This is a genomic window from Cupriavidus sp. Met-2 (genome assembly GCF_049843575.1).
Lineage (GTDB): Bacteria > Pseudomonadota > Gammaproteobacteria > Burkholderiales > Burkholderiaceae > Cupriavidus > Cupriavidus metallidurans.
The window spans coordinates 113294-135423 of the sequence record NZ_JBBHZL010000003.1 but is presented as its reverse complement, the minus strand read 5'-3'; the positions used below and the strand labels follow the sequence as shown (position 1 = coordinate 135423).

Sequence of the window (22130 nt, the reverse complement as noted above, 5' to 3'; positions counted from 1 at the left end):
ATCCCACTCCTCGGGGGAACGGAATCCATCGTTCCTGACGATATCCATCGTGTCGTCCACATCGGTTCTGATGATCAGGCACGGCGTATCCGATGTATATCTTGGAGTAAAAATGGCTTTGAAACCCTGCGTTGAATGTAAGCGCGAAATCAGCAGCTCGGCGAAGGTTTGTCCCCACTGTGGGCATACGGATCCCCATCACAATGAACTTCACGGGCGCATATTTATGGTACTCGCATGCTTTGGCGGGCTGGCGTTTCTTTGGTTCAAGTATGGTCACTGATCTCGCCGGACGAGTTTGGCAAGTAAGCCCAAAACGAACTCGTGTTAGTCATTCGAGGGCAATAGCCTTGAATACGGTTGGCAGTCGCCCTCGGCAAAGTGAGACTCGACGTTGCCTCGCTGCTGGCACTGTCGATCATCACTGATCAGATTAGGGCGCCCGAAAAGGCAAAAAGACCCGCCCCATGGAGAGTGGAGCGGGTCTCTTCTACAACTAGTTCGGAGAGGTTCCAACCATTCAGCTAGAGCCGGCGTAGTCGCACAGCCGAGGCATCTACCGTGAACTATAGTGTAGAGAAGTCGTCGCGACTCTTGAGTCCGTCGCCGGGCTAACCAAACATTACCTGCGCTCACGAAACCCGGCCCACGCGAGAAGAAGCATGCCGCTTGTCAACGCCTTGGGGTTTTGTCAAAGCCTTACACGACAAGGCCTTTAAGGCGAAGTTGGCAGTTTGACAAACGTCGAATCCTCAGTTTGCCAAATACTATTCTCTCAAGACACGCACCGCTCATGGCGAGCGGAGCCCCGATCACCTCAAATACTGAAACAGGTTCATCCCCTGGATCTGCATGAACGATTGCTGGGCGCCCTGGAGTGCAGTCTGGCGCTGGTAGTACTCGGTGATGGCCGACGCGTAGTTCAGGTCCTGCAGGTCGGACAGCGCGGACTTGCTGTTCAGGTCGCGGTTCTGGCCGATCGTGTCCAGCGCGTCGAGTTCCTGCATGCGCGAGCCCACCGACGACCGGACCGTCAGCACGTTGTCGAGTGAGTTGCCCATCTGGCGAATGCCGGTAGCCAGCACGTTCTGCAGGTTGGCGTTGGCGGCATCCGTGTTCGCGCCGGTGTCGATCGGCTTCTTCAGCGCGCTGATGACGTTCTGCAGGTTCGCGAAGATGTCCGCGCCGGCCTGTTGCGCGGGCACGGCCGTTAGCGAATCGCCAGCGGCCGGCGTGCCCTTGACCGTGAACGACACGCCGCCCACGTTGATGGGCGTGCCATCAGAGTAGGGCTGCGCCGTGCCAATCGCGGTACCCGTGGTGGCGTTCGACACCTGGTACTCCATTGCCCCGGTCGTGGCATTGGGCTGGAAGGTCAGCTTCAGCGGCGTGCCATAGAGCGGGTTGGTCGGATCCGAAACGGAGATCGGCCCATACGTGGCGGTACCGGCGTTGCCGGCATTGCCATTGAGCACGTAGCCGGCGTTGGTCGTCACGCTCATGAAGACCTCGGCGCCGGTGTTGCCCGATTCCATCTGGCGCGCGACGTCAACCTGCAGCAGCTGATGGCTGTTGTCGCCCTGGTACACAGCCGCGCCGGCGGCGTTCTTCGCAAACGGTACCGTGTTGGCCTGCAAGCCCGCGAACAGGTAGTTGCCATTGCCGTCGTCGGCGTTGGCCAGGCCCATAAGCTGATCGTACTGCCCCTGCAATGCCGTGGCCAGCGACGCGCGGTCGGTGTCGCTCATCGTGCCGTTACCGGCGTTCACCAGCAGCGACTGGATATTCTGGATCGTGGTCGTGACCGACTGGAGCGTGTTCTCCTCCAGGCCCAGCGATGCGTTCGCCTGCTTGCGGGTCGTGGCGTACTGCCCGTTCACGGACTGGGCCTGGGCGACACCCAGCGCGCGCGTGGCAGCCACGGGGTCATCAGACGGTGTCAGGATGCGGCGGCCGGTGCCAAGTTGCTGTTGCACATACAGCAGCTTGGACTGCTGGTTGTTCATCGAGGCCAGGCCTTGCTGGTACAGGGTGGAGGTAGCGACGCGCATGGCGTGATTCCTTCGTATCCGTTTGAACTAACTGTCAGTGGAGAACGTGGCCCGGTCAGCCGATGCTGAGGAGCGTGTCGATGATCGTGCTGGCCGTCTGGATGACCTTCGCATTCGCCTGATAAAGCTGCTGGAACTTGAGCAGGTTCACCGTTTCCTCGTCCATGTTCACGCCGGACACCGACTGCTGTGCCGACGTAACCTGCGTGGTGATGCTGTCCTGCGACTCCGAGGCAATGCTTGCCGACTTGGCATCGCTGCCCACCTGGTTGACCAGCGACGCATAGGCGTCGTTGAAGCTGGACGTGCCGTTGATCGTCTTGGCGGTCTGCAGCTTGGCCAGCGCCAGGGCGTTGCCGTTGTCAGCCGTCGCGCCGGAGTTGCTCGACAGCGTGAACGTGTCGCCCGCCTTCGGCGTGCCGTCGAAATGGAAGGTCAGCCCACTGAAGGTGTAGTCGGTGCCGGTACCGCTGGCGGCAGTGCTGGTCGGGGTCACTACGTTACCCAGGGCATCGGTGAACGTGTAGCCGGCGCCCGTGTATTTCGCCGTGATCTTGCCCGACAGTTGCGTGAAGCCCTGCGCCACGCCGCTGAGCTTGGCCGTGCCGGATCCGGTGTTCTGCGTGCTGGCGTCGGCGCGTGCCGGCGAAGCGGCGGCCACCTTGGCCGGGTCCGTGATCAGCGTGCCGAAGCCTGCCGCGGCATTGCGTGTCGGCTGGATCAGGAACGAATCGTTGGCGCTCATCGGTCCGTTGAGACTGACGGAAATGCCGTCCGCGGAGATGCCGCTCAACGAGGTCGACGTCGCCACGACGGTGTTGTCCGACAGACGCGTCAGCGAGTAGTTCGTGCCGTCGAACTTCAACGAGTAGTCACTGGTAGTCAGGCTGCCGGCGTTGGTGATCGTGGCCGTGGCGACCGCGTTCGACTTATTGTTCGCGTTCGCGTACGTCGTCGGCTGGCCCAGCGAGAAGAGATCGGTGCCCGTTGCGCCGTTCAGGTCGATACCGAGCTTGTGCTGGTTGTTGAACACCTGGCCAATCGCCAGCGACAGGCGGCCGATGGCGTTCTGCGCCTGGTCGAGCGACTGGCTGCGGAAGCGCAGCAGCCCACCGATCGAGCCACCGGTCACCGAACCGTCTTCCGACTGCACCGTGTTGCCATTGGGCAGCGTGTAGCCGATCGTGATGCGGCTCGGGTCCGCCGCCGATGGCACCGCGGTCATATCGTACGATTCGGAGCCCATCACCAGCGGCTGGCCGTTACCGACGAAGACGTTATACGTATTGCCATCCTGCACCACGACCTTCGCGCCCACCAGCTTGGTCAGCTCGGACACGGCCTGGTCGCGCTGGTCCAGCAGGTCGTTGGGAGGCTGGCCGCCCGATGCGGCGGTCAGTTGCGAGATCTGCTTGTTCAGGCTGGCGATCTGCTTGGTGTAATCGTTGACCTGACGCACCGACGACGTGAGCTGCGTGTTGATGCCGTCCTGAAGCTGCTTGAAGTAGTCGCTCGACGCCTTGACCTGGCCGGTCAGCGCCTGGGCGGCGGACAACATGCCTTGCCGCGCCGCGGTGTCGCCCGGCGTGTCCGATACCGTCTGGACTGCGGCAAAGAACTTCTGCATCAGCGGGGCCAGGCCCGCGTTCTGATCAGCCAGCAGGTTGTCGATCTGCGAGATCTGGCTCGAGAACGTGGACAGCTCGCTGCTGGCCGATGTGGCCGTGCGAAGCTGGCCGGTCAGGAAACCGTCGTAGACGCGCTGCACGGTAACAGTGCTGGAGCCCTGGCCGAAGAATCCAGAGCCCGTGAACTGGCCGCCGGCCGACGCGATGATCGTGCTCTGGCGCGTGTAGCCCGGAGTCGCGGCATTGCTGAAGTTGTGGCCAGTGGTCGTCAGCGCGTTCTGCGCCACGTTCAGGCCCGACAGACCGATATTAAACAGAGACATGTTTGTCTGACTCCGGATCGAATGGCAAGCCGGCGGCACACGGCCGACGGCGGTGGATGTGCTGAATAACGGCCGGAACGCCGCTCAACTTTAGCGCGGCAAATCGTGAAGATGCGGGGTAGTTGTGAGCGCGTACTCTCGTGAAGAATTGCTTCCACAAACGCCAATAGCGCGACTGACAAGCGCCGCGCCATGCAGGTTCACCGATTGTTTTCTCCCCTCACCCACAACGCGGCATAGGGGACCAACCCGCTATCGCAATGCTTCAGGTTGAAACCTTCTTCATGATCCGGACGAGCTTCTCGCCGTAGGCCGGATCGGTGGCATATCCCGCGCGCTGCAAGCCGTGGGCGGCCTCGTCGGCGCTGTTTGCCGCCAACACGCCCGCGTAACGCGGATTGGAGGTCAGCAGCCGCGCATAGTCATTGCAAGCCTCTTCGTAGGAGCCATAGGCTCGGAAGCGGGCACGCACCTTCTGCGGCTGGCCATCGACGTATTCGGTGGTCAGTACCTCCGTCGTCGGGCCCTTCCAATTCGCACCGGCCTTGATACCGAAGACGTTGAACGACGTCGAGCCATCCGCATTCAGGATCTCGCGGCGTCCCCAGCCCGATTCGAGCGCGGCCTGGCCAACGATCAGCTTGGCCGGCACGCCCGATGCGCGCGACGCGACCATTGCCGGGCCTGCCATGCGGTTGACGAAGCTGCTGATGTGTTCGGGTGTGTCGTTGGGCAGTTGTCCCAGTTGGGACTGGCCATTGCCCTGCCAGTCGGCCTGATTCTGGTACTGGCGCACGCCGGCGGTCGGGTTCCACGCCGGGCCGGGCAACGTCGTGCCCACCGGCAATGCCGGGCCATCGGCATCTGTCGCGCCACGGCCGTCAAGCAGCCCGGCCATCTGGGCGTCCTGGATGCTTGCCGCGGTGACCCCGCCAGCCGTAGCCATGTTCGGCGGTAGTTGCTGGCCCGTGGCGCGCGCAAGCTGGCGGATCATGACATCGGCCAGGCCGATACCACGTGTGGAGAGCTGTTGCGACAGCTGCTGGTCCATCATCGACATGTAGAGCTTGGTCTGCTCGTTGTCGAAGAGGCCGTCAGACGGCGTCGCGTCGCGCATGCTCTTCAGCACCATGTTCGTGAACACGGCTTCGAACTGCCTGGCGGCGGCCTGCAGCGAACTGCTGTTGTTGCCGGCGCGCGCCTGGTTCTTGAGCGCCTCGAACCCTTGCGTGTCGAGCGCGAAGCGCTGCGAGATATCGGACTGCCCGGAGAGCGTCTCGCCCGTCATCAGATGATCTCCAGCTCGGCGCGCAGGGCGCCCGCGGCACGCATGGCTTCCAGGATCGTCTGCAAGTCGGCCGGGGTCGCGCCAAGCGCGTTCAGGCCCTTCACCACTGCCGCCAGCGATGCGCCGGCCTTCACGATCTGGAGTGATCCGCCGCCCTGCTTCATGTCGATCTGCGACACCGGGGCCACCACGGTCTGACCCTGGCTGAACGGCCCGGGCTGGCTGATGACCGGCTGCGTGTTGATCACGACCGACAGGTTGCCGTGCGCGATCGCGCAGTCTTCCACGGTCACTGCCTGGTTCATCACGATCGAGCCCGTGCGGGCATTCAGGATTACCTTGGCGGCGGCCTTGGCCGGCGTCACGTCGAGGTTCTCGATCCGGGCCATGAATCCCACGCGCGCCGATGGCGCCTGCGGCGTGCGCACCTGCACCACGCGGCCATCCATGGCGGCAGCCGTTCCCGCGCCCAGATTGCGGTTGATCGCCTCGACCACGCGCTCGACGGTGCCGAAGTCGGTGTCCTTGAGCTCGAGGTTCATGAAGCCGCCTTCCGGCTGGAAGGAAGGCACGGCGCGCTCTACGATGGCGCCGTTGGCGATGCGGCCCACGGCGAGCTGGTTGATCTGCACCTTGCTGCCGTTGGCCGATGCACCCGCGCCGCCCACCAGCATGTTGCCCTGCGCCACGGCGTACACCTGCCCGTCGATACCCTTGAGCGGCGTCATCAGCAGCGTGCCGCCGCGCAGGCTCTTGGCGTTACCCATCGACGACACCACCACGTCGATCTGACTGCCAGGCTGTGCGTACGCCGGCAGCGCTGCGGTCACCATCACCGCCGCCACGTTCTTGAGCTGCATGTTCTTGCCCGCTGGCAGCGTGATGCCAAGCTGCGACAACATGTTCTGCAAGCTCTGCGTGGTGAACGGCGTCTGCATGGTCTGGTCGCCGGTATTGTCCAGCCCCACGACCAGGCCATAGCCCACGAGCGGGTTGTCGCGCACGCCCTGGAACGTCGCCAGGTTCTTCAGGCGTTCCGCATGTGCGTGGCCAAAGCCCAGGCCCAGGAAGAGCGCGAGCAGCAGGCCAGCAAGAAAGACCGCACGACCTGAGCGGGAATGAAGGCCGGGCGGGGTGCCCAAAAGCGAGCCTGGCTTGTGGAAAGGCATCGGAGGCAAAAACATGGCGAAATCAGAACGGAAGGACATTGAGGAAGAAGCGCTGCAGCCAGCCCATGTTCTGTGCTTCGTCGATATACCCCTTGGCGGTGTACTCGATACGCGCGTCCGCCACCTGGGTGGAGAGCACCCCATTGTCGCCAGTGATCGTGCGCGGATTGACTACACCCGAGAAACGAATGAACTCCGCGCCCTGGTTGATGGCCATCTGCTTTTCGCCGGACACCACCAGGTTGCCGTTGGGCAGCACCTCCAGCACGGTCACCGTGATGGTGCCGTTGAACGTGTTGTTCGCGGAGGACCCGCCGCTGGCCTTCAGCGTGTTGGTACCGCCGATGTCGGCGTTCGAAGCGGAGCTGAACAGCCCAGCCAGCGCGCGCGGCACCGCGTTGAAGCTCAGCGTGCTGTTGCCGGCGCGGCTGGCGTTGGAGCCCGAGTTCTTGCTGGCGTTGATGTTCTCCGTGATCACGATGGTCAGGATGTCACCAACATTACGTGGCCGCCGGTCCTCGAACAGCGGATTGCCCGCCGCGTAGGAAGACGCAAAGATCGAGCCCGTGGGCGCGCTCACCGGGCGCGATTCGGCGCGCGCTGTGGTGGGCAGTTGCACGAGCGGCTCCTTGGGCATCATCGCGCAGCCGCCGCTGGCCAGCGCGGCCAGGCCGACGATGGCGTGTGCGACGAATGCGACGATGCGAGAGCCAGAGCGAGTGGCGGCCATGGTCATTGCCATTTATCCCATCTGGGTCAGACGCTGCAGCATCTGATCCGACGTCTGCACCGCCTTGCTGTTGATTTCGTACGCGCGCTGGGTCTGGATCATGCTCACCAGTTCTTCCACCACGTTCACGTTCGACGCTTCGACGTAGTTGTTCTGCAGCGTGCCCGCGCCGTTCAGGCCCGGCACCGTGGTGTTCGGCGCGCCCGAGGCATCGGTCTGCACGTACAGGTTCTCGCCCATGCTTTCCAGCCCGGTCGGGTTCGGGAAAGTGGCGAGTTGAAGCTGGCCCACCGTGGCTGCGTTGGTCGAGCCCGGCTGCATCACGGTCACCGTGCCGTCACGCGCGATGTTCACCGAGGTGTAGTTGGCCGGCAGCGTGATGGCCGGATTGATCACGAAGCCGCTCGACGTGACCAGCTGACCGTTCTGGTCCACCTGGAACGAACCATCGCGTGTATAGGAGGTGGTGCCGTCTGGCATCGTCACCTGGAAGAAGCCGTTGCCGATGATGGCCACGTCCTTGGCGTTGCCCGTTTGCTGCGGGTTGCCTTGCGTGTGGATACGCTCGGTTGCCACGGGACGCACACCGGTACCGATCTGCATGCCGGACGGCAGCACCGTCTGGTCCGACGACATCGCGCCCGGTTGGCGGATCGTCTGGTACATCATTTCCTCGAACACGGCGCGGCTGCGCTTGAAGCCCGTGGTGGACACGTTGGCCAGGTTGTTCGAGATCACGTCCATCTGCGTCTGCTGCGCATCAAGACCGGTCTTGGCAATCCAGAGAGAGCGGATCATGGTGTTCCTTGTCTTAGCTTTTCCGCGCTGGCTTCAAGCCCGCGCGCTTCAATTGTTGGAGAGCAGCGCGTTGGCCCGCTGATCGTTGCTGTCGGCGCCCGTGATCATCTTCATCTGCATTTCGAAGCGACGCGCGTTGGCGATCATTTCCACCATGGACTCGACCGGGTTGACATTGCTGCCTTCCAGCGCGCCGGAGATTACGCGGACGTTGGGGTCCTGCTGAAGCGGGTCCACGCCCGGACGCAGGCGGAAATAGCCGTCGTCACCGCGCGCCAGCCCTTCGGGCGGCGGCGTGACGACGCGCAGCTTTCCTACCTGGGCCAGGCCGTTCGCGGCCTCGCCCGGGCCACGCGCGGTCACGGTTCCATCGGTGCCGATCGACACCGTGGAACCGGGCGGAATCCCGATCGGACCGCCGTCGCCCATCACCGGCAGGCCCAGCGAGGTCTGGAGCTGTCCGTCCGGCGACACCTGCAGCGATCCCGCTCGGGTGTATGCCTCGGAGCCGTCCGGCATCTGCACCGCCAGCCAGCCGTTGCCCTGCAGCGCCACGTCCAGGTTGCGGCCCGTGTAACTGAGCGGACCGGCTTTCATGTCGGCGCCTGGCGTCGAGGCCAACGTGAAGGCGCGTGTTTGCGTCTCCTGCCCCACCACCGGCACGGCGCGGTACATGTTGACCTGCGCCTTGAAGGCCGTTGTGGAAGCATTGGCCAGGTTGTTCGATACCGCGGCCTGCTGGTCGAGTATCTGCTTGGCGCCCGACAGGGCGGTGTAGATCATGCGGTCCATGACGCTGCTTGAAGTTCAGGCTGAGATCAGAGGTTCACCAGCGTCTGCATGACCGTGTCCTGCGCCTTGATGGTCTGCGCGTTGGCCTGGTAGTTGCGCTGGGCGACGATCAGGTTCACAAGCTGGCCGGACAGGTCCACGTTCGACTCTTCCACCGAGCCCGACTGCAGCGTGCCCATCGAACCGCCGGCCACGCCGAGCAGTTCCTGGCCCGAGGCGCCGGTGGCGGACCACACGTTGTTGCCTTCCGGCTTCAGGCCTTCGGCATTGCCGAACGCGGCCATGGCGATCTGGCCCAGCGACTTCGTCTGCTCGTTCGAGAACGAACCGAGGATCGTGCCGTCTGACTGCACCGAGAAGCCCAGCAGCGAGCCCGACGTGAAGCCGTTCTGCACGATGCTCTTCGGGTCGTTGTCCGCGCCGAACTGGGTGGTGCCCGACAGATCCAGCGTAGCCGTCATCGCGGCGGCGCCATTGGCGGCCGGCAGCGTGACCGTCGGCATCGTGGTGGCGCTCGGCGCCTTGAGCATGCCGTTCGCATCGAAGGACAGCTTGACCGTCTGCAGCACGTTGCCGGACGCGTCGGTCACGTTCATGTCCCAGTCCGTGCCGCCGAATGCGTTGGGCGGTGCCGGGGTCGTCGCCGGGATGCTCTTGCCGAAGTACGCGGTGAGCTGCTGCTTGTTGCCCAGCGAGTCATACACCGTCATCGCCGTGCTGTAGTTGAACATGGTCGAGTTCGGCAGCACGGGCGGCGTGGCGCCCGGCGTGCTGACGAACGCGTTGGTCGGTACCGTGCTGCGCGAATCGAGCTGGAACTGAGCCTTGATGTTCGTGGTGGCCTGCGGCGGCATCTGCGCGTTGCTGATCACGATCGGCTGCGGCGCCACACCGCCGGCCGTGGTGCCGGCCGGGTAACCGGTGACCTGCAGGCCCGACGCATTGACCAGACGGCCATCGTCCAGGCGCTGGAACTGGCCATTGCGCGAGTAGTACACCCCGCCGTCCGTGCTGGCCAGACGGAAGAAGCCGTTGCCGTTACTGATGGCCACGTCGAGGTTGCGTCCGGTCGACGAGATATTGCCGTTGGTGAACGACTGCACCACCGAATTCACGCGCGTGCCCAGGCCGATCTTCGAACCTGCGTAGACATCCGCGAACTGCGCGGTCGATTGCTTGAAGCCAACCGTGTTCGCGTTGGCGATGTTGTTGCCGATCACGTCCAGGTTGGACGCCGCGGCGTTCAGGCCGCTTACCCCTTGACCAAAACCCATGATTAACCCCTATGTAGGCTGTCGTTCGTGAAATGCCCGCGCGTATGCCGGACCGGGTGATATGTGAATGCGTTCAGGAAATGCGGCGTACGTCGTCGACGCTGGCAGTCTGGCCGTTGCCGAGGTCGACCAGCACGCCCGAACTGTCGCCGCTGATCGCTTGCACCTTGCCGTAGACCAGCGCCACCGGCTTCACGTCCTTGCCGTTGGCTGTCGCGGCCACCTTGAAGCTGTAGTCGCCATCCGCGACCGCGTTGCCCTGGTCGTTCTTGCCGTCCCAGGCAACATCCTTCACGCCAGCGGTCTGGCCCTTCATGTCGATCGTGCGCACCACGTTGCCGCTGGCGTCGAGCACCTGCACGGTCACGCTGTCGGCGGTCGAAGGAATGTCCACGCCAATCTGGCCCGGCACGCCGCCGGACACGCTCACGGCAGAGCCCGGCACCATCACGGTCTTGCCGATCAGGTTGGCGGAGTCCATCGCACGGCTGGCGGCGGTCTGCTGCAGCAGCTGAGTCATCGTGGTGTTCATCGTCTGCAGGCCGCTGACGGTGCTGATCTGCGCGAGCTGCGAGGTGAGCTGCGAGTTGTCCAGCGGATTGAGCGGGTCCTGGTTGTTCATCTGCGTCACCAGCATCGTCAGGAACTGGTTCTGCAGATCGGCGGCGCTGGCGCTGCCGTTCTGCAGCGCCTGGTTCACGGCCGAAGTAGTGCTGCTGCCAACGTTGGAAGTGGTGGTCATGGTGGGTTCCGGCTAGTCCTGGAGATTCGGAAGGTTGGGCTTCACTGACCGATGGTCAGCGTCTTCAGCATCATGTTCTTGGCGGTGTTGAGCACCTCGACGTTGGCCTGGTACGAACGCGATGCGGAGATCATGTTGACCATCTCTTCCACCGGATTCACATTGGGCATCGTCACGTAGCCGTTGGCGTCCGCGAGCGGATGGCTCGGGTTGTGCACCATGCGCGCCGGCGCGGAATCTTCCATCACCCCAGCCACCTGCACGCCGCCAACATCGCTCTGGCCGGGCGTGGGCGCCATCTCGAAGATCACCTGCTTGGCGCGATACGGCTGCCCGTTCGGAGCCACCGCGCTGTCCGCGTTGGCCAGGTTCGAAGCCGTCACGTTCATGCGTTGCGACTGTGCGGCCATCGCCGAGCCCGCCACATCGAAAATGCTCATCGTTCCCACGGCAGTCTCCGTCAGCTCTGGATCGCGGCCAGCATCGTCTTGATCTTGGAACTCATCACCGTGAGGCCCGCTTCGTAGTGGACGGTGTTGTCGGCAAAAGCGACGCGCTCGGTATCCATTTCGACCGTGTTGCCGTCGATGCTCGACTGCAGCGGAATGCGGTAGTCGAGTTCATGGCCGGTGGACGTGGGCGCCTGCCCCGGCAGGTGACGCACGGACGTGGTGGACAACGACGTGCCCTCGCTGCGCTGGCCGCGTTCCACCGACTGGGCCAGCGTGCTGGCGAAGTCGAAGTCGCGGGCCTTGTAGCCCGGCGTGTCGGCGTGCGCGATGTTCGAGGCAATCACCGATTGCCGCTGTGTCCTCAGGCTCAGGGCGTCCTGCTGGAAGCGGAACGCTGCGTCAAGTTTGTCCATGATGTCTGCCTTTCCTGCGTGGCTTCAAATGGCTGCATTGCGGGGAGAACGCCGTCGCGTGGCCAGGTATACGTGTCCGGCGCCGCAGTCGGGCTTCTTCAGGGTTGCCATCTTAGGGGTCGGGTTGTCACGCCAATCGCTGGAATAGGGACGGGAAACCCGCGCATTTCCGCTGCGGTCTCTCGCGACACGCTGCCTACAATGAGCCCCACTGAATGACAACGGCGCATCGCGCACTGGCGGCGCGCCACACTTACATCCTTGCTGGGATGAACGCCATGAATCTCTATCGCCAGGCCGCCGCGCTGTTGGCGCTGGCCGGCATTGCCATGAGCCAGCCAGTGCTGGCCGCGCCCGCCGTTGCCACGCCTGTGACGGCACAAACCCCATCCACACCGTTTGTCGATGACCCGGCCCGCGTGGCCGTGGAGCAGTTCCTGCTGCGCCAGGCCAGCGGCCTGCCCGGCAAGGTCAGCGTCCAGGTGGGAACGCCCTCGGGCGGCCGCGCGCCGGAGTGCGTCGATCCGCAACCGTTCCTGCCGCCCGGCGCGGCACCTTATGGCCGCGTCAACGTGGGATTGCGCTGCGGTGGCGACCGGCCGTGGACCCGCTACATGCAGGCGCGCGTGTCGGTGCTCACTGACTACTATGTGGCCGCGCGCGCGATGGGCCCGGGAGAAACCATTACCGCCGCCGATCTCGAGGTCCGTCAGGGCGATCTGGCCATGCTGCCGCGCGCCGTGGTGACCGACCCGTCGCAGGTGGACGGCGCCGTCTCCGCCAATCGCATCGCGGCCGGTTCGCCGATGCGCACCGACCTGGTCCGGAAGCCGATTGCGGTGAAATCGGGCCAGACCGTCAACGTGACCGTGGAAGGCGATTCGTTCCAGCTCAGCAGCGAAGGCAAGGTGCTGACCGACGCCGCCACCGGCAACATGGTCCAGGTGCGGCTGCGCAACGGCCAGGTCGTCAGCGGGCTGGTTCGCAGCGGCGATACGGTCGTGCTGCAGCAATAAGTCGATGAAAATTGCGGCTTCGGCACTTTTCGCCGTGGCCTGAAGTCCCCGGAAGTTAGTCGTCACACGGGCTGGAGGCCTTGGCACAACAGGAAAATGGCAGCGTCACAACCGGCACGGGCCGGGCGTGCGAAAATGCCGCGGAACTGTCAGGCGATCGCGCCGCACCACACCGGAAATACCTAAAGTTTCCGGCGGCGCATCCGATAAGCCAGAGGAACCCAGCAAGGATTTCACCGTGAAGATCAACAATTCCCCCTCGTCCCGGCCCGCCGAGCCGTCGGCATCCGAAGGCGGCGCCCGTCCGGCCGCCAGCGGTGCCGCCGCGTCGTCGGATCCCACCGCCCTGACCGGCGTGCGTGTCAGCCCGCTGGCCGCGCAGGTTCGGGAAATCGGCACGCGCCTCCTGCAGGACAGCGACAGTGATATCGATGTCGCTAAGGTTGCGGAAGTGCGCAAGGCGATTGCGGAGGGCCGGATCCAGATCGATCCCAGCAAGATTGCCGACGGCCTGCTCGCATCGCTTCATGAGCTAAGCCAGGGCGGCAGCAAACCCTGAACTTCACATGACCCAGGCAGCCCTGATCCAGACCCTTTCGATTGAAGCCGGCGCCATTGCGGCCTTTGGCCGCGCCCTTGCGGATGAACGCGAGGCCATCAAGCGACAGGACTTCCAGGCATTGACCGATCTGCTCGGCAAGAAGATGGAACTGGCTCAGGCGCTGACCCGCGCCACCGCCGCGCGCGAGGCGCAGATGATCGCGCTGAAGCTGCGCGTGGGCGCCGGCGGACTGCTGATCGGCGGCCCGCTCGAACCCGGCGTGGCCGAAGCGTGGCGCAAGGTGGTGTTCTTTGCCCACAAGGCCCGCGACGCCAACGAACTCAACGGCGCCATCGTCAACGCGCACCTGGAATTCACGCAGGAAGCGATCCAGGTACTGCGCCAGGGCGGTGCCGGCCCGAACGAAATGTACGGCCGCAATGGCAAGGCAAGCGCCACCGCGGGCTGCGTCAGTCTGGCCGCCGGCTGACACACACCCCGACCGCGACGGGTGCGGCCCCGCACCCAGGTATTCCTGCGCCGGGATGTAAACATTGCGGAACCCGGGTTCCGCTCTATACACTCGAAGCGTTCACTTCTCGGTGATCGCCATGTTCGAGGCACTGCGAAAGACAACCAGCGCGCTGTTCGACCCCGACCGACGATTCCGGCAGGCCCGCATCTTTCACGCCGTGCGCGTGGCGCTGGCCCTGCTGGTCTCGATTGCGCTCACCACCGGCATTCACATCCCGCACGGTGAGTGGGCCACCATCACCGTTCTGGTCGTCATCGGCGGCCTGCAGCACCACGGCAATATCCGCCGGCGCGCCGCCGAGCGCGGCGCCGGCACGGTGATCGGCGCATTCCTCGGGCTGCTTCTGATCCTTCAGGAAGCCTATTTCCACATCCCCGTACTTACCTGGCTGCTGCTGGCCGTGATCTGCGGCTACTGCGCTTACCACGCCGTGGGCAAGGGCGGCTACATCGCGCTGCTGGCGGCCATTACCGTCGTCATCACGGCAGGCCATGGCAACCAGCATGTCGAGGATGCCCTGTGGCGCACGCTCGATGTGCTGATCGGCACGGTGATCGCGCTGGCCTTCTCGTTCGCGCTACCTGCCTATGCGTCCTACTCCTGGCGCTTTAAGCTGGCCGGCATGCTGCGGAGCTGCGCGGCCGTGCACGCGAAGATCGCGCGCGGGATGCGGGACGAGAAAGAGCGGCAGCAGGACATGATGAAACTCTCGGCGTCGCTGGTGCAGTTGCGCAGCCTGATCCCATCGGTCGCCAAGGAAACGGGCGTGCCGACGGCCGATCTCGAAGAGGTACAACACAGCGCGCGGGTCTGCATCAGCGCGCTGGAAATGCTCGCGGCCATCGACCCCGTGGCGGCCGAGCCGACGGACGAGGAACGCCACATCCGCGATCTGCTGCTGGAAATGGCCAGCGCGCTCGAGTCCGGCGACGAATCCATGGTGCAACTGAACCTGCCGCTGCCCGAACCGCATCCGGATGACCCCTCGATCGGCCACAGCTCCCATACCTTCCTGACGCTGCACCTGGCCGCCGAGATCGGCCATCTGCGCGATCACCTTGCGCAAATGGCCCGGCAGAGCCGCTTCCCATACAACGGCACGCACTGAGCAACCGGCCCGTGATGCCGATTCCAGTGAACGTGTCTGTCCGCCCATCCAAATCGAAAAAATGCGCCTTGAGGCACATGGACGAGCCATTATTCCCGAGTCCGCCAGTCGGACTCTTCTATAAGATATAAGAATGATGGTTTTTCATCGATTCCTGTCATTGGCTAAATCGATGATTTTGAACGCAAATGGCAGCATGAAGACGGGGTGATAGCCAGACCGATGGTGAATGCGGCTGCATACATTGCGTAAATTTCACATGAAGGATTGCACCTCCGCCATGCAAAATCAGGCAAAATTCGAGTCTTGCCTCGAACCGCGACCCGGAAGAGGCATTTCCCAACCCGAATCTGATGCGAGATAAGCGATGAGCAACCAGCAGCCAACCATCATTTACACCCTAACCGACGAAGCTCCGCTGCTGGCCACCAGTGCCTTCCTGCCCATCATCCGCACGTTCGCTGGCCCGGCCGGCGTGAACGTCGTGACCAGCGACATCTCGGTCGCTGGCCGTATCCTGGGCGAATTCCCCGAATTCCTGACCGAAGCACAGCGTGTGCCGGACAACCTGGCCGAACTGGGCAAGCTCACGCAAGACCCGGACACCAACATCATCAAGCTGCCGAACATCAGCGCCTCGGTGTTCCAGCTCATCAGCGCGATCAAGGAACTGCAGTCGAAGGGCTACAAGATCCCCGACTTCCCCGAAGATCCGAAGACCGAAGAAGAGAAGGCCATCCAGAAGCGCTACTCGAAGTGCCTGGGCAGCGCCGTGAACCCGGTCCTGCGCGAAGGCAATTCGGACCGCCGCGCGCCTGCCGCCGTCAAGAACTACGCGCGCAAGCACCCGCACAGCATGGGCGAGTGGAGCATGGCCTCGCGCACGCACGTCGCCCACATGAAGCACGGCGACTTCTACCATGGCGAGAAGTCGATCACGCTGAACGGCGCACGCGAAGTCCGCATGGAACTGCTGACCAAGAGCGGCAAGACCATCGTGCTGAAGCCGAAGGTCGCGCTGCTGGACGGCGAAGTCATCGACAGCATGTTCATGAGCAAGAAGGCCCTGCTGGACTTCTATGAAGACCAGATGGAAGACGCGCGCAAGACTGGCGTCATGCTGAGCCTGCACGTGAAGGCGACGATGATGAAGGTGTCGCACCCGATCGTGTTCGGCCACGCCGTCAAGGTCTTCTACAAGGATGCGTTCGCCAAGCACCAGAAGCTGTTCGACGAACTGGGCGTGAACGTCAACAACGGCCTGGTCGACCTGTACACCAAGATCGAAACGCTGCCGGAATCGAAGCGCGAGGAAGTCATCCGCGACATGCACGCCTGCCACGAACATCGCCCGGAAATGGCGATGGTGGACTCGGCCAAGGGCATCTCGAACCTGCACGCGCCGAACGACGTGATCGTCGACGCATCGATGCCGGCCATGATCCGTATCGGCGGCAAGATGTGGGGCGCGGACGGCCGCACGAAGGACACCAAGTGCCTGATTCCGGAATCGACGTTCGCCCGCATCTATCAGGAGATCATCAACTTCTGCAAGACCAACGGCGCGTTTGATCCGGTGACGATGGGCACGGTGCCGAACGTCGGCCTGATGGCCCAGAAGGCCGAAGAGTACGGTTCGCACGACAAGACGTTCGAGATTCCCGAAGACGGCGAAGCCCGCATCGTCGACAACGCCACCGGCGAAGTGCTGACCGCCCTGACGCAGCAGGTTGAAGCAGGCGACATCTGGCGCATGTGCCAGGTCAAGGACGCCCCGATCCGCGACTGGGTGAAGCTGGCCGTTACGCGCGCCCGCAATTCGGGCATGCCTGCCGTGTTCTGGCTGGACCCGTACCGTCCGCACGAGGCCGAGCTGATCAAGAAGGTGGAAACGTACCTGAAGGACTACGACACCAACGGCCTGGACATCCAGATCATGTCGCAGGTTCGCGCCATGCGCTACACGCTGGAGCGCGTGATCCGCGGCCTGGACACCATCTCGGTGACCGGCAACATCCTGCGCGACTACCTGACCGACCTGTTCCCGATCATGGAACTGGGCACCAGCGCCAAGATGCTGTCGATCGTGCCGCTGATGGCAGGTGGCGGTATGTACGAAACCGGCGCGGGCGGTTCGGCACCGAAGCACGTCGCGCAGCTGGTGGAAGAGAACCATCTGCGTTGGGACTCACTGGGTGAATTCCTGGCCCTGGCCGTGTCGCTGGAAGAGCTGGGCATCAAGTCCGGCAACGAACGCGCCAAGATCCTGGCCACGACACTGGACGCCGCCACCGGCAAGCTGCTGGACAACGCCAAGAGCCCGTCGCCGAAGACCGGCCAGCTCGACAACCGCGGCAGCCAGTTCTACCTGGCCATGTACTGGGCCCAGGAACTGGCCGCGCAGAAGGGCGACGCCGAGCTGGCGAAGATCTTCGCGCCGCTGGCCAAGACGCTGACGGACAACGAGTCGACCATCATCGGCGAACTCGGCGCGGTGCAGGGCAAGCCGGTGGACATCGGCGGCTACTACATGCCGGACGCCGCCATGCTGGAAGCCGTGATGCGCCCGAGCCAGACGCTGAACTCGGCGCTGGCGGCAGTGAAGGCCTAAGTCGCGCTCGCCTCGCCGCTGGCCCGGTAGTTCTGGCTGGCGGTGGTGGTTGAAAACAGAAAAGCCCCGGAGCAGGAATGCTCCGGGGCTTTTTCTTTGATGCTCTGCCGACTTAGGAGCGGGCTAACGCGCCGTCGGTCCCCATCTCGCGATCACGCCATCGCCGCCTGAATGGCCTCGGCGCAGATTGCCTCGTGCCGATCCGCCGAGCCGAAGATCAAATCCGCAACAATGGCGCGCTTGTAGTAGTGGCCGATCAAGTACTCGTCGGTCATGCCGATGCCACCGTGCAACTGAATGGCCTGCCCGCAGACATACCGGGCAGCACGGCCGACAAACGCCTTGGCCTGGGAAACCCGATGCAACAGCGTGGCTTCGTCCTCATGGTCGATGGCTGCCAGTAGCGAGAACAGCATGGAACGCGCCAGCTCCATCTCCGCGGCCATGTCGGACATGCGGTGTTGCAGCGCCTGGAAGCTGCCGATGGGCACGCCGAACTGCTTGCGCACCTTGAGGTAATCCGCCGTGACCTCGACGGCTTTCTCCATGCCGCCGACAAGCTCCGCGCACAGCGCCGCCGTCGCATGCGCCAACCCGTGGCGCAATGCCCGCAAACCTTCGCCCGGCTGGCCGAGCATGGCCGAAGCCGGCACGCGCGCCCCATCGATCTCCAGCTCCGCCGCCCATGTGCCGTCATGTAGTGGCAGCGCGTGGCACGTCAGACCCGGCGTGCCGGCGTCGACGAGAAAGAGCGTGATCGCAGACGGCTCCCCACTATCGGCAAGGCGCGCCGACACGATGAAGGCATCGGCGTCCACACCGCCCAGCACCAGCGTCTTGGTGCCACGCAACGTGTAGCCGTCCGTGCCAGCCTCGGCAGACGTCGAAAGGATCTCCGGCATTCCACGCGCATCGGCCTCGCTGTACGCAAGCGCGTAACGTCGTGTCCCTTCGGCCAGTGATGGCAGCAGTGCCTCTCTCTGGCTCGGCGTGGCTGCGGCCAGCAGCGTCTGCGTGGCCAGCACGCCGCTACCCAGAAATGGCTCCAGCACCAGGCCACGCCCGAGTTCCTGCGCGATCAGGGCGGTGTCGATCACCGAACCGCCCAGGCCGCCGCAAGTCTCCGGCAGCGCGGCGGCAAGCCAGCCGTTCTCGGCAAAGGTCTGCCAGTGACGGGTACCGCCAGTCTGGCCCGCCTGGATCAACGCGGTGCGGGCTTCGAATGCATATGCCTTCTCGACGAAGCGGCGGGCGCTGTCCTGCAGCATTTGCTGCGCATCATTCAGCTTGAAATGCATGGATATGGAACACTCGTGTCGGGTCAGAACTGAAACAGCGACTTGGCGATGATGCCGCGCTGCACTTCGCTGGTACCACCGTAGATCGTGGTGGCCCGCCGGAAGAGCATGTCGGCCGCGATGGACTGCGCCACCTCCTGCATCGGCAGCGACCGGGCGCCTGCCGTGGCCGCGTGCGATCCCGGATACGCCACCGCGCCATGGTCGCCGAGCGCCTCGACAAGGAACTCGCTCATCTTCTGCTGCAGCTCGGTACCTCGCACCTTGAGGATCGAACCCATCGCGTGAGCGGCGGGACTATGGTCCGCCTCCATGGCCGCCACACGCTGCACCATCACCGTGATCGCCTGCAACTCGGCCTCCAGGCGCGCCAGGCGCAGGGCAAATTCGTGCCGGCCGATCAAGGTCCCGCCGCCCGCCCCCCGCGTGGCAGCCAACGCACGCAATTGCCGCTGGAATCGCTGCAGCGTCGGCAGGTCCGCCGTCGACGCGTGCTCGTTATTGAGCAGGAACTTGGTGAGCTTCCACCCCTCGTCCTCGGCGCCGACGAGGTTGCTCACGGGTACCCGTACGTCCTCGAAGAACGTCTCGTTCAGATGATGCGCGCCGTCGATGCTGATGATCGGCCGCACGGTGATGCCTGGCGTCTTCATGTCCACCAGCAGGAAACTGATCCCGGCCTGCTTCTTCACCTGCGTGTCGGTACGCACCAGCAGAAAGATCCAGTCGGCCTCATGCCCATAGCTGGTCCAGATCTTCTGACCATTGACGACGTAGTGATCGCCATCGCGCTCGGCGCGGGTCCGCAACGAAGCGAGATCCGACCCGGAACCCGGCTCGGAGAAGCCCTGACACCACATCCGCTTTCCGGCGAGAATCGCCGGCACGTGGGCGGCCCGCTGCTCCGGCGTCGCGAAATAGTTCAGCACGGGCCCCACCAGCTTCTGCGCGAAGCCATCCTGCGTCGGCGCGCCCGCGGCGCTGCACTCCTCGTCGAAGATCAGCCGCTGCGGCACGGTCCAGCCGGTACCGCCGTGCTCGCTGGCCCAGTACGGCGCGCCCCAGCCCTTGGCGTGCAGGATCCCCTGCCAGCGGGCCAAATCCGCGCGTGGGGAGCGAAAGCCACCCTTGCGGCGCGGCAGGTCGGGGGGAAGACTCTCGCGCAGGAACTCGCGCACCTCCTGCCGGAATGCCTGCAGGCTGGGGTCGGGTCGGAAATCCATCTGAAGCTCTCCTGATCAAGCCAATGGACTTCACAGTAAGCGGCCAGACGTTGAAAGACAGCCCCCCGCTACTGGTGGGGGGGCCAATATGCGCCAGGCCCCGTCGCCACATGACTTCGCTATTCCATATGCCGGGTCTCGCCGGAAGCACTACACTAATCCTCACCCGCAGACTCTCCAGACGAGGCCCACCATGCAGGCTCCCGACACACGGCGTTCCATTCGCCTCTACGTCCTCTGCCTTTGCATCCTTGCCTGGCTCGGCGGCTGCGCGGCGCTGACGGGTCAGGAACCGCTGCGGGTTGCCGTAGCTGGTGTCGAACCGATACCGGGCGAAGGGCTGGAGATGCGCTTCAACGTCAAACTGCGCATCCAGAATCCCAACGATGCGCCGATCGAATACAACGGGGTGTCACTGGAACTGGACCTGAACGGCCAGTCCTTCGCCAGCGGTGTCAGTGACCAGAGCGGGACCGTGCCCCGGTTCGGCGAAACGGTGATCGACGTGCCATTGACCGTCCCCGCGTTCTCCGCCGTGCGTCAGGCGTTCGCCTTCGCCGGCGGCGTGAGTTCGGGCAACATTCCATATGAAGTGCGCGGACGACTGGCAGGCGGCTTTGCTGGCGGCACGCGCTTCACCGATCATGGAAAGCTGTCGCTGCCGACAGGGGGCACTTGAGTGCTGATCCCACAAGTCAAACGCCCCGAAGCATCGCTGCTCCGGGGCGCCGATCAAGCACGATTATCTTCCGCTGATCACCTCAGGCAAGCTCCTGCACCAGCGTCTCGCCTTCGACTTCCTCGTCTATCGCATCGACCTCGCGGCCCGGCAGGCACAGGTTGAGCACCACGGCCACCAGCGCGCCGACGGTAATCCCGGAACCGAATACTTCCTTCACGAACGCAGGCAGCTTGGCGAGCAGATCTGGACGGATCGTCACGGCCAGACCGCAGCCGATCGACACGGCGATGATCAGGCTGTTGCGCTTGGTCGGTGCGGAATGGCCCAGCATGCGGATGCCGGCCGACACGATCATCGCGAACATCATCAGGCCCGCGCCACCAAGCACGGGCTGCGGAATCGTCACCACCAGCGCGCCGAGCACCGGGAACAGCCCCGCAAGCACCAGCATCCCGCCCGTCAACGCCACCACATGGCGGCTGGCGACACCGGTCAGCGAGACCACGCCCACGTTCTGCGCGAACGTCGAGACGGGGGGGCTAGACAGCAGCGCCGCGAAAGCGGAGCCGACACCATCGCAAAGAATGCCGCGCGCCAGCGTCTTGCCAGGCATCGGCGTGCGCGTCGCCGAACCTAGCGCCATGAACGTGCCGGTCGTTTCAACGATGGTGACCAGGAACGCCAGGGACATCGCGGCGATACCGGAAATCGGGAACTTCATGCCGAAGCTCGCGGGCTGCGGCAGCGCGAAGACCGGCGCATCATGAAGCTGCGAGAAGTCCACCATGCCAAGCGCCAGGCAGATGAGGTAGCCGATCATGATGCCGAGCACCACGGCCGACGCCGACACGATGCCCTTGCCCCATTGCACGAAGCCGATCACGAGCAACAGCACGATGCCTGCAATCGCCAGTGAGCCGGGCGCCGCGTAGTTGGCGCTACCCGCGCCACCCGCTGCCCAATCGATTGCAACCGGTGTCAACGACAGACCGATCATTGTGACGACGACACCTGTCACCGTGTGCGGAAACAGCTTGCGAATTGTCGGCATGAAGAAGCTGCCCACAATCATCACCAACGATCCGGCCAGCGATGCGCCGAGAATGCCTGGCACACCATGCTCGAGGCCAACACTGATGCCGGCGCCAACAAACGTGAAGCTGGTGCCCATGACGCAGGGCAGTCGAATGCCGACGGGACCGACACCCTTGCACTGGATGATCGTGACGATGCCGGAGCCAAGCAACGCGGCATTCACAAGCGCGACGATCTGATCTGGGGGAAGTTTGAGCGCGCCGCCCAGAACGAGCGGTACGGCGATGATGCCGCCAAGCGCGGCGAGCAGATGTTGTGCGGCAAGCAGCACGGTCGTCAGGATCGGTGGACGATCCTCGACCTTATAAAGCAACGTCTCCATGCTTCAGGGTCTCCTCGGTTGATCCGGTCATAGCCGAAT

20 protein-coding genes are annotated in these 22130 nt (G+C 64.0%); 6 read left to right on the top strand and 14 right to left on the bottom strand.

Going from position 1 to position 22130, the window contains the following annotated elements; all coding sequences use genetic code 11:
- Window positions 1–812: 812 nt before the first annotated feature.
- From flgL to flgB, 11 genes are all read right to left on the bottom strand, one after another.
- Entirely contained in the window at window positions 813–2051 is a 1239-nt protein-coding gene (gene flgL / locus WD006_RS09070; protein WP_011518262.1) for a flagellar hook-associated protein FlgL, read from the bottom strand.
- Between the two features lie 55 nt (window positions 2052–2106).
- On the bottom strand, window positions 2107–4002 hold the full coding sequence (flgK, locus tag WD006_RS09065; RefSeq protein ID WP_011518261.1) for a flagellar hook-associated protein FlgK: 1896 nt from the start codon (window positions 4000–4002) through the stop codon (window positions 2107–2109).
- Between the two features lie 265 nt (window positions 4003–4267).
- Window positions 4268–5290 carry a flagellar assembly peptidoglycan hydrolase FlgJ gene (gene flgJ / locus WD006_RS09060; RefSeq protein ID WP_029306952.1) on the bottom strand — a complete coding sequence of 341 codons (1023 nt, stop codon included), beginning with the start codon at window positions 5288–5290 and terminating at the stop codon, window positions 4268–4270.
- Window positions 5290–6474 carry a flagellar basal body P-ring protein FlgI gene (locus WD006_RS09055; RefSeq protein ID WP_011518259.1) on the bottom strand — a complete coding sequence of 395 codons (1185 nt, stop codon included), beginning with the start codon at window positions 6472–6474 and terminating at the stop codon, window positions 5290–5292. Before WD006_RS09055 ends, flgJ begins: the two co-directional genes overlap by 1 nt.
- Before the next feature lie 7 nt (window positions 6475–6481).
- Window positions 6482–7195 carry a flagellar basal body L-ring protein FlgH gene (gene flgH / locus WD006_RS09050; RefSeq protein WP_011518258.1) on the bottom strand — a complete coding sequence of 238 codons (714 nt, stop codon included), beginning with the start codon at window positions 7193–7195 and terminating at the stop codon, window positions 6482–6484.
- Between the two features lie 6 nt (window positions 7196–7201).
- Window positions 7202–7987, bottom strand: a complete 786-nt coding sequence (flgG, locus tag WD006_RS09045) for a flagellar basal-body rod protein FlgG (RefSeq protein ID WP_008641159.1) — start codon at window positions 7985–7987, stop codon at window positions 7202–7204.
- Between the two features lie 48 nt (window positions 7988–8035).
- Window positions 8036–8779, bottom strand: coding sequence for a flagellar basal-body rod protein FlgF (flgF, locus tag WD006_RS09040; protein WP_011518257.1), 744 nt, complete (start codon window positions 8777–8779; stop codon window positions 8036–8038).
- 26 nt (window positions 8780–8805) lie between these two features.
- Window positions 8806–10053: a flagellar hook protein FlgE gene (gene flgE / locus WD006_RS09035; protein ID WP_011518256.1), complete on the bottom strand. Its 1248-nt coding sequence runs from the start codon at window positions 10051–10053 to the stop codon at window positions 8806–8808.
- 73 nt (window positions 10054–10126) lie between these two features.
- Window positions 10127–10795, bottom strand: coding sequence for a flagellar hook assembly protein FlgD (locus WD006_RS09030; protein WP_011518255.1), 669 nt, complete (start codon window positions 10793–10795; stop codon window positions 10127–10129).
- A 41-nt stretch (window positions 10796–10836) separates the two neighbouring features.
- The gene (flgC, locus tag WD006_RS09025; protein ID WP_104669945.1) at window positions 10837–11244 is read right to left on the bottom strand and encodes a flagellar basal body rod protein FlgC; all 408 of its coding nucleotides are present in this window, start codon (window positions 11242–11244) and stop codon (window positions 10837–10839) included.
- Between the two features lie 11 nt (window positions 11245–11255).
- Complete coding sequence (gene flgB / locus WD006_RS09020) at window positions 11256–11663, bottom strand: flagellar basal body rod protein FlgB (RefSeq protein ID WP_024570479.1); 408 nt, start codon at window positions 11661–11663, stop codon at window positions 11256–11258.
- Between the two features lie 275 nt (window positions 11664–11938).
- Here flgB and flgA point away from each other — a divergent pair, with 275 nt between their 5' ends.
- The 5 genes from flgA to WD006_RS08995 all read left to right on the top strand — a co-directional run bounded on the left by flgA (window position 11939) and on the right by WD006_RS08995 (window position 17471).
- On the top strand, window positions 11939–12676 hold the full coding sequence (flgA, locus tag WD006_RS09015) for a flagellar basal body P-ring formation chaperone FlgA (RefSeq protein WP_029306950.1): 738 nt from the start codon (window positions 11939–11941) through the stop codon (window positions 12674–12676).
- Between the two features lie 238 nt (window positions 12677–12914).
- The gene (gene flgM, locus WD006_RS09010; RefSeq protein ID WP_017510998.1) at window positions 12915–13235 is read left to right on the top strand and encodes a flagellar biosynthesis anti-sigma factor FlgM; all 321 of its coding nucleotides are present in this window, start codon (window positions 12915–12917) and stop codon (window positions 13233–13235) included.
- A 7-nt stretch (window positions 13236–13242) separates the two neighbouring features.
- A complete protein-coding gene (locus WD006_RS09005) occupies window positions 13243–13707 on the top strand; it encodes a flagellar protein FlgN (protein ID WP_029306949.1) in 465 nt (154 codons plus the stop codon).
- Window positions 13708–13828: 121 nt separating this feature from the next.
- Window positions 13829–14860: an FUSC family protein gene (locus WD006_RS09000; RefSeq protein ID WP_029306948.1), complete on the top strand. Its 1032-nt coding sequence runs from the start codon at window positions 13829–13831 to the stop codon at window positions 14858–14860.
- A 367-nt stretch (window positions 14861–15227) separates the two neighbouring features.
- On the top strand, window positions 15228–17471 hold the full coding sequence (locus WD006_RS08995) for an NADP-dependent isocitrate dehydrogenase (protein ID WP_029306947.1): 2244 nt from the start codon (window positions 15228–15230) through the stop codon (window positions 17469–17471).
- Between the two features lie 152 nt (window positions 17472–17623).
- Here the strand turns inward: WD006_RS08995 and WD006_RS08990 are convergent, their stop codons facing one another.
- A complete protein-coding gene (locus WD006_RS08990) occupies window positions 17624–18769 on the bottom strand; it encodes an acyl-CoA dehydrogenase family protein (protein WP_011518248.1) in 1146 nt (381 codons plus the stop codon).
- Between the two features lie 23 nt (window positions 18770–18792).
- Window positions 18793–19992, bottom strand: coding sequence for an acyl-CoA dehydrogenase (locus WD006_RS08985; RefSeq protein WP_029306946.1), 1200 nt, complete (start codon window positions 19990–19992; stop codon window positions 18793–18795).
- 193 nt (window positions 19993–20185) lie between these two features.
- On the opposite strand from WD006_RS08985, the gene WD006_RS08980 reads away from it, so the two are divergent.
- Window positions 20186–20671: an LEA type 2 family protein gene (locus WD006_RS08980; RefSeq protein WP_017512617.1), complete on the top strand. Its 486-nt coding sequence runs from the start codon at window positions 20186–20188 to the stop codon at window positions 20669–20671.
- 82 nt (window positions 20672–20753) lie between these two features.
- Here WD006_RS08980 and WD006_RS08975 read toward each other — a convergent pair whose 3' ends face one another.
- Complete coding sequence (locus tag WD006_RS08975; protein ID WP_011518245.1) at window positions 20754–22091, bottom strand: nucleobase:cation symporter-2 family protein; 1338 nt, start codon at window positions 22089–22091, stop codon at window positions 20754–20756.
- Between the last annotated feature and the right edge of the window lie 39 nt (window positions 22092–22130).

Coding starts and splice junctions, on each gene's coding strand:
- flgL (WP_011518262.1), bottom strand. CDS start 2,051: ATGCGCGTCGCTACCTCCACCCTGTACCAGCAAGGCCTGGCCTCGATG.
- flgK (WP_011518261.1), bottom strand. CDS start 4,002: ATGTCTCTGTTTAATATCGGTCTGTCGGGCCTGAACGTGGCGCAGAAC.
- flgJ (WP_029306952.1), bottom strand. CDS start 5,290: ATGACGGGCGAGACGCTCTCCGGGCAGTCCGATATCTCGCAGCGCTTC.
- WD006_RS09055 (WP_011518259.1), bottom strand. CDS start 6,474: ATGTTTTTGCCTCCGATGCCTTTCCACAAGCCAGGCTCGCTTTTGGGC.
- flgH (WP_011518258.1), bottom strand. CDS start 7,195: ATGACCATGGCCGCCACTCGCTCTGGCTCTCGCATCGTCGCATTCGTC.
- flgG (WP_008641159.1), bottom strand. CDS start 7,987: ATGATCCGCTCTCTCTGGATTGCCAAGACCGGTCTTGATGCGCAGCAG.
- flgF (WP_011518257.1), bottom strand. CDS start 8,779: ATGGACCGCATGATCTACACCGCCCTGTCGGGCGCCAAGCAGATACTC.
- flgE (WP_011518256.1), bottom strand. CDS start 10,053: ATGGGTTTTGGTCAAGGGGTAAGCGGCCTGAACGCCGCGGCGTCCAAC.
- WD006_RS09030 (WP_011518255.1), bottom strand. CDS start 10,795: ATGACCACCACTTCCAACGTTGGCAGCAGCACTACTTCGGCCGTGAAC.
- flgA (WP_029306950.1), top strand. CDS start 11,939: ATGAATCTCTATCGCCAGGCCGCCGCGCTGTTGGCGCTGGCCGGCATT.
- WD006_RS09005 (WP_029306949.1), top strand. CDS start 13,243: ATGACCCAGGCAGCCCTGATCCAGACCCTTTCGATTGAAGCCGGCGCC.
- WD006_RS09000 (WP_029306948.1), top strand. CDS start 13,829: ATGTTCGAGGCACTGCGAAAGACAACCAGCGCGCTGTTCGACCCCGAC.
- WD006_RS08995 (WP_029306947.1), top strand. CDS start 15,228: ATGAGCAACCAGCAGCCAACCATCATTTACACCCTAACCGACGAAGCT.
- WD006_RS08990 (WP_011518248.1), bottom strand. CDS start 18,769: ATGCATTTCAAGCTGAATGATGCGCAGCAAATGCTGCAGGACAGCGCC.
- WD006_RS08985 (WP_029306946.1), bottom strand. CDS start 19,992: ATGGATTTCCGACCCGACCCCAGCCTGCAGGCATTCCGGCAGGAGGTG.
- WD006_RS08980 (WP_017512617.1), top strand. CDS start 20,186: ATGCAGGCTCCCGACACACGGCGTTCCATTCGCCTCTACGTCCTCTGC.
- WD006_RS08975 (WP_011518245.1), bottom strand. CDS start 22,091: ATGGAGACGTTGCTTTATAAGGTCGAGGATCGTCCACCGATCCTGACG.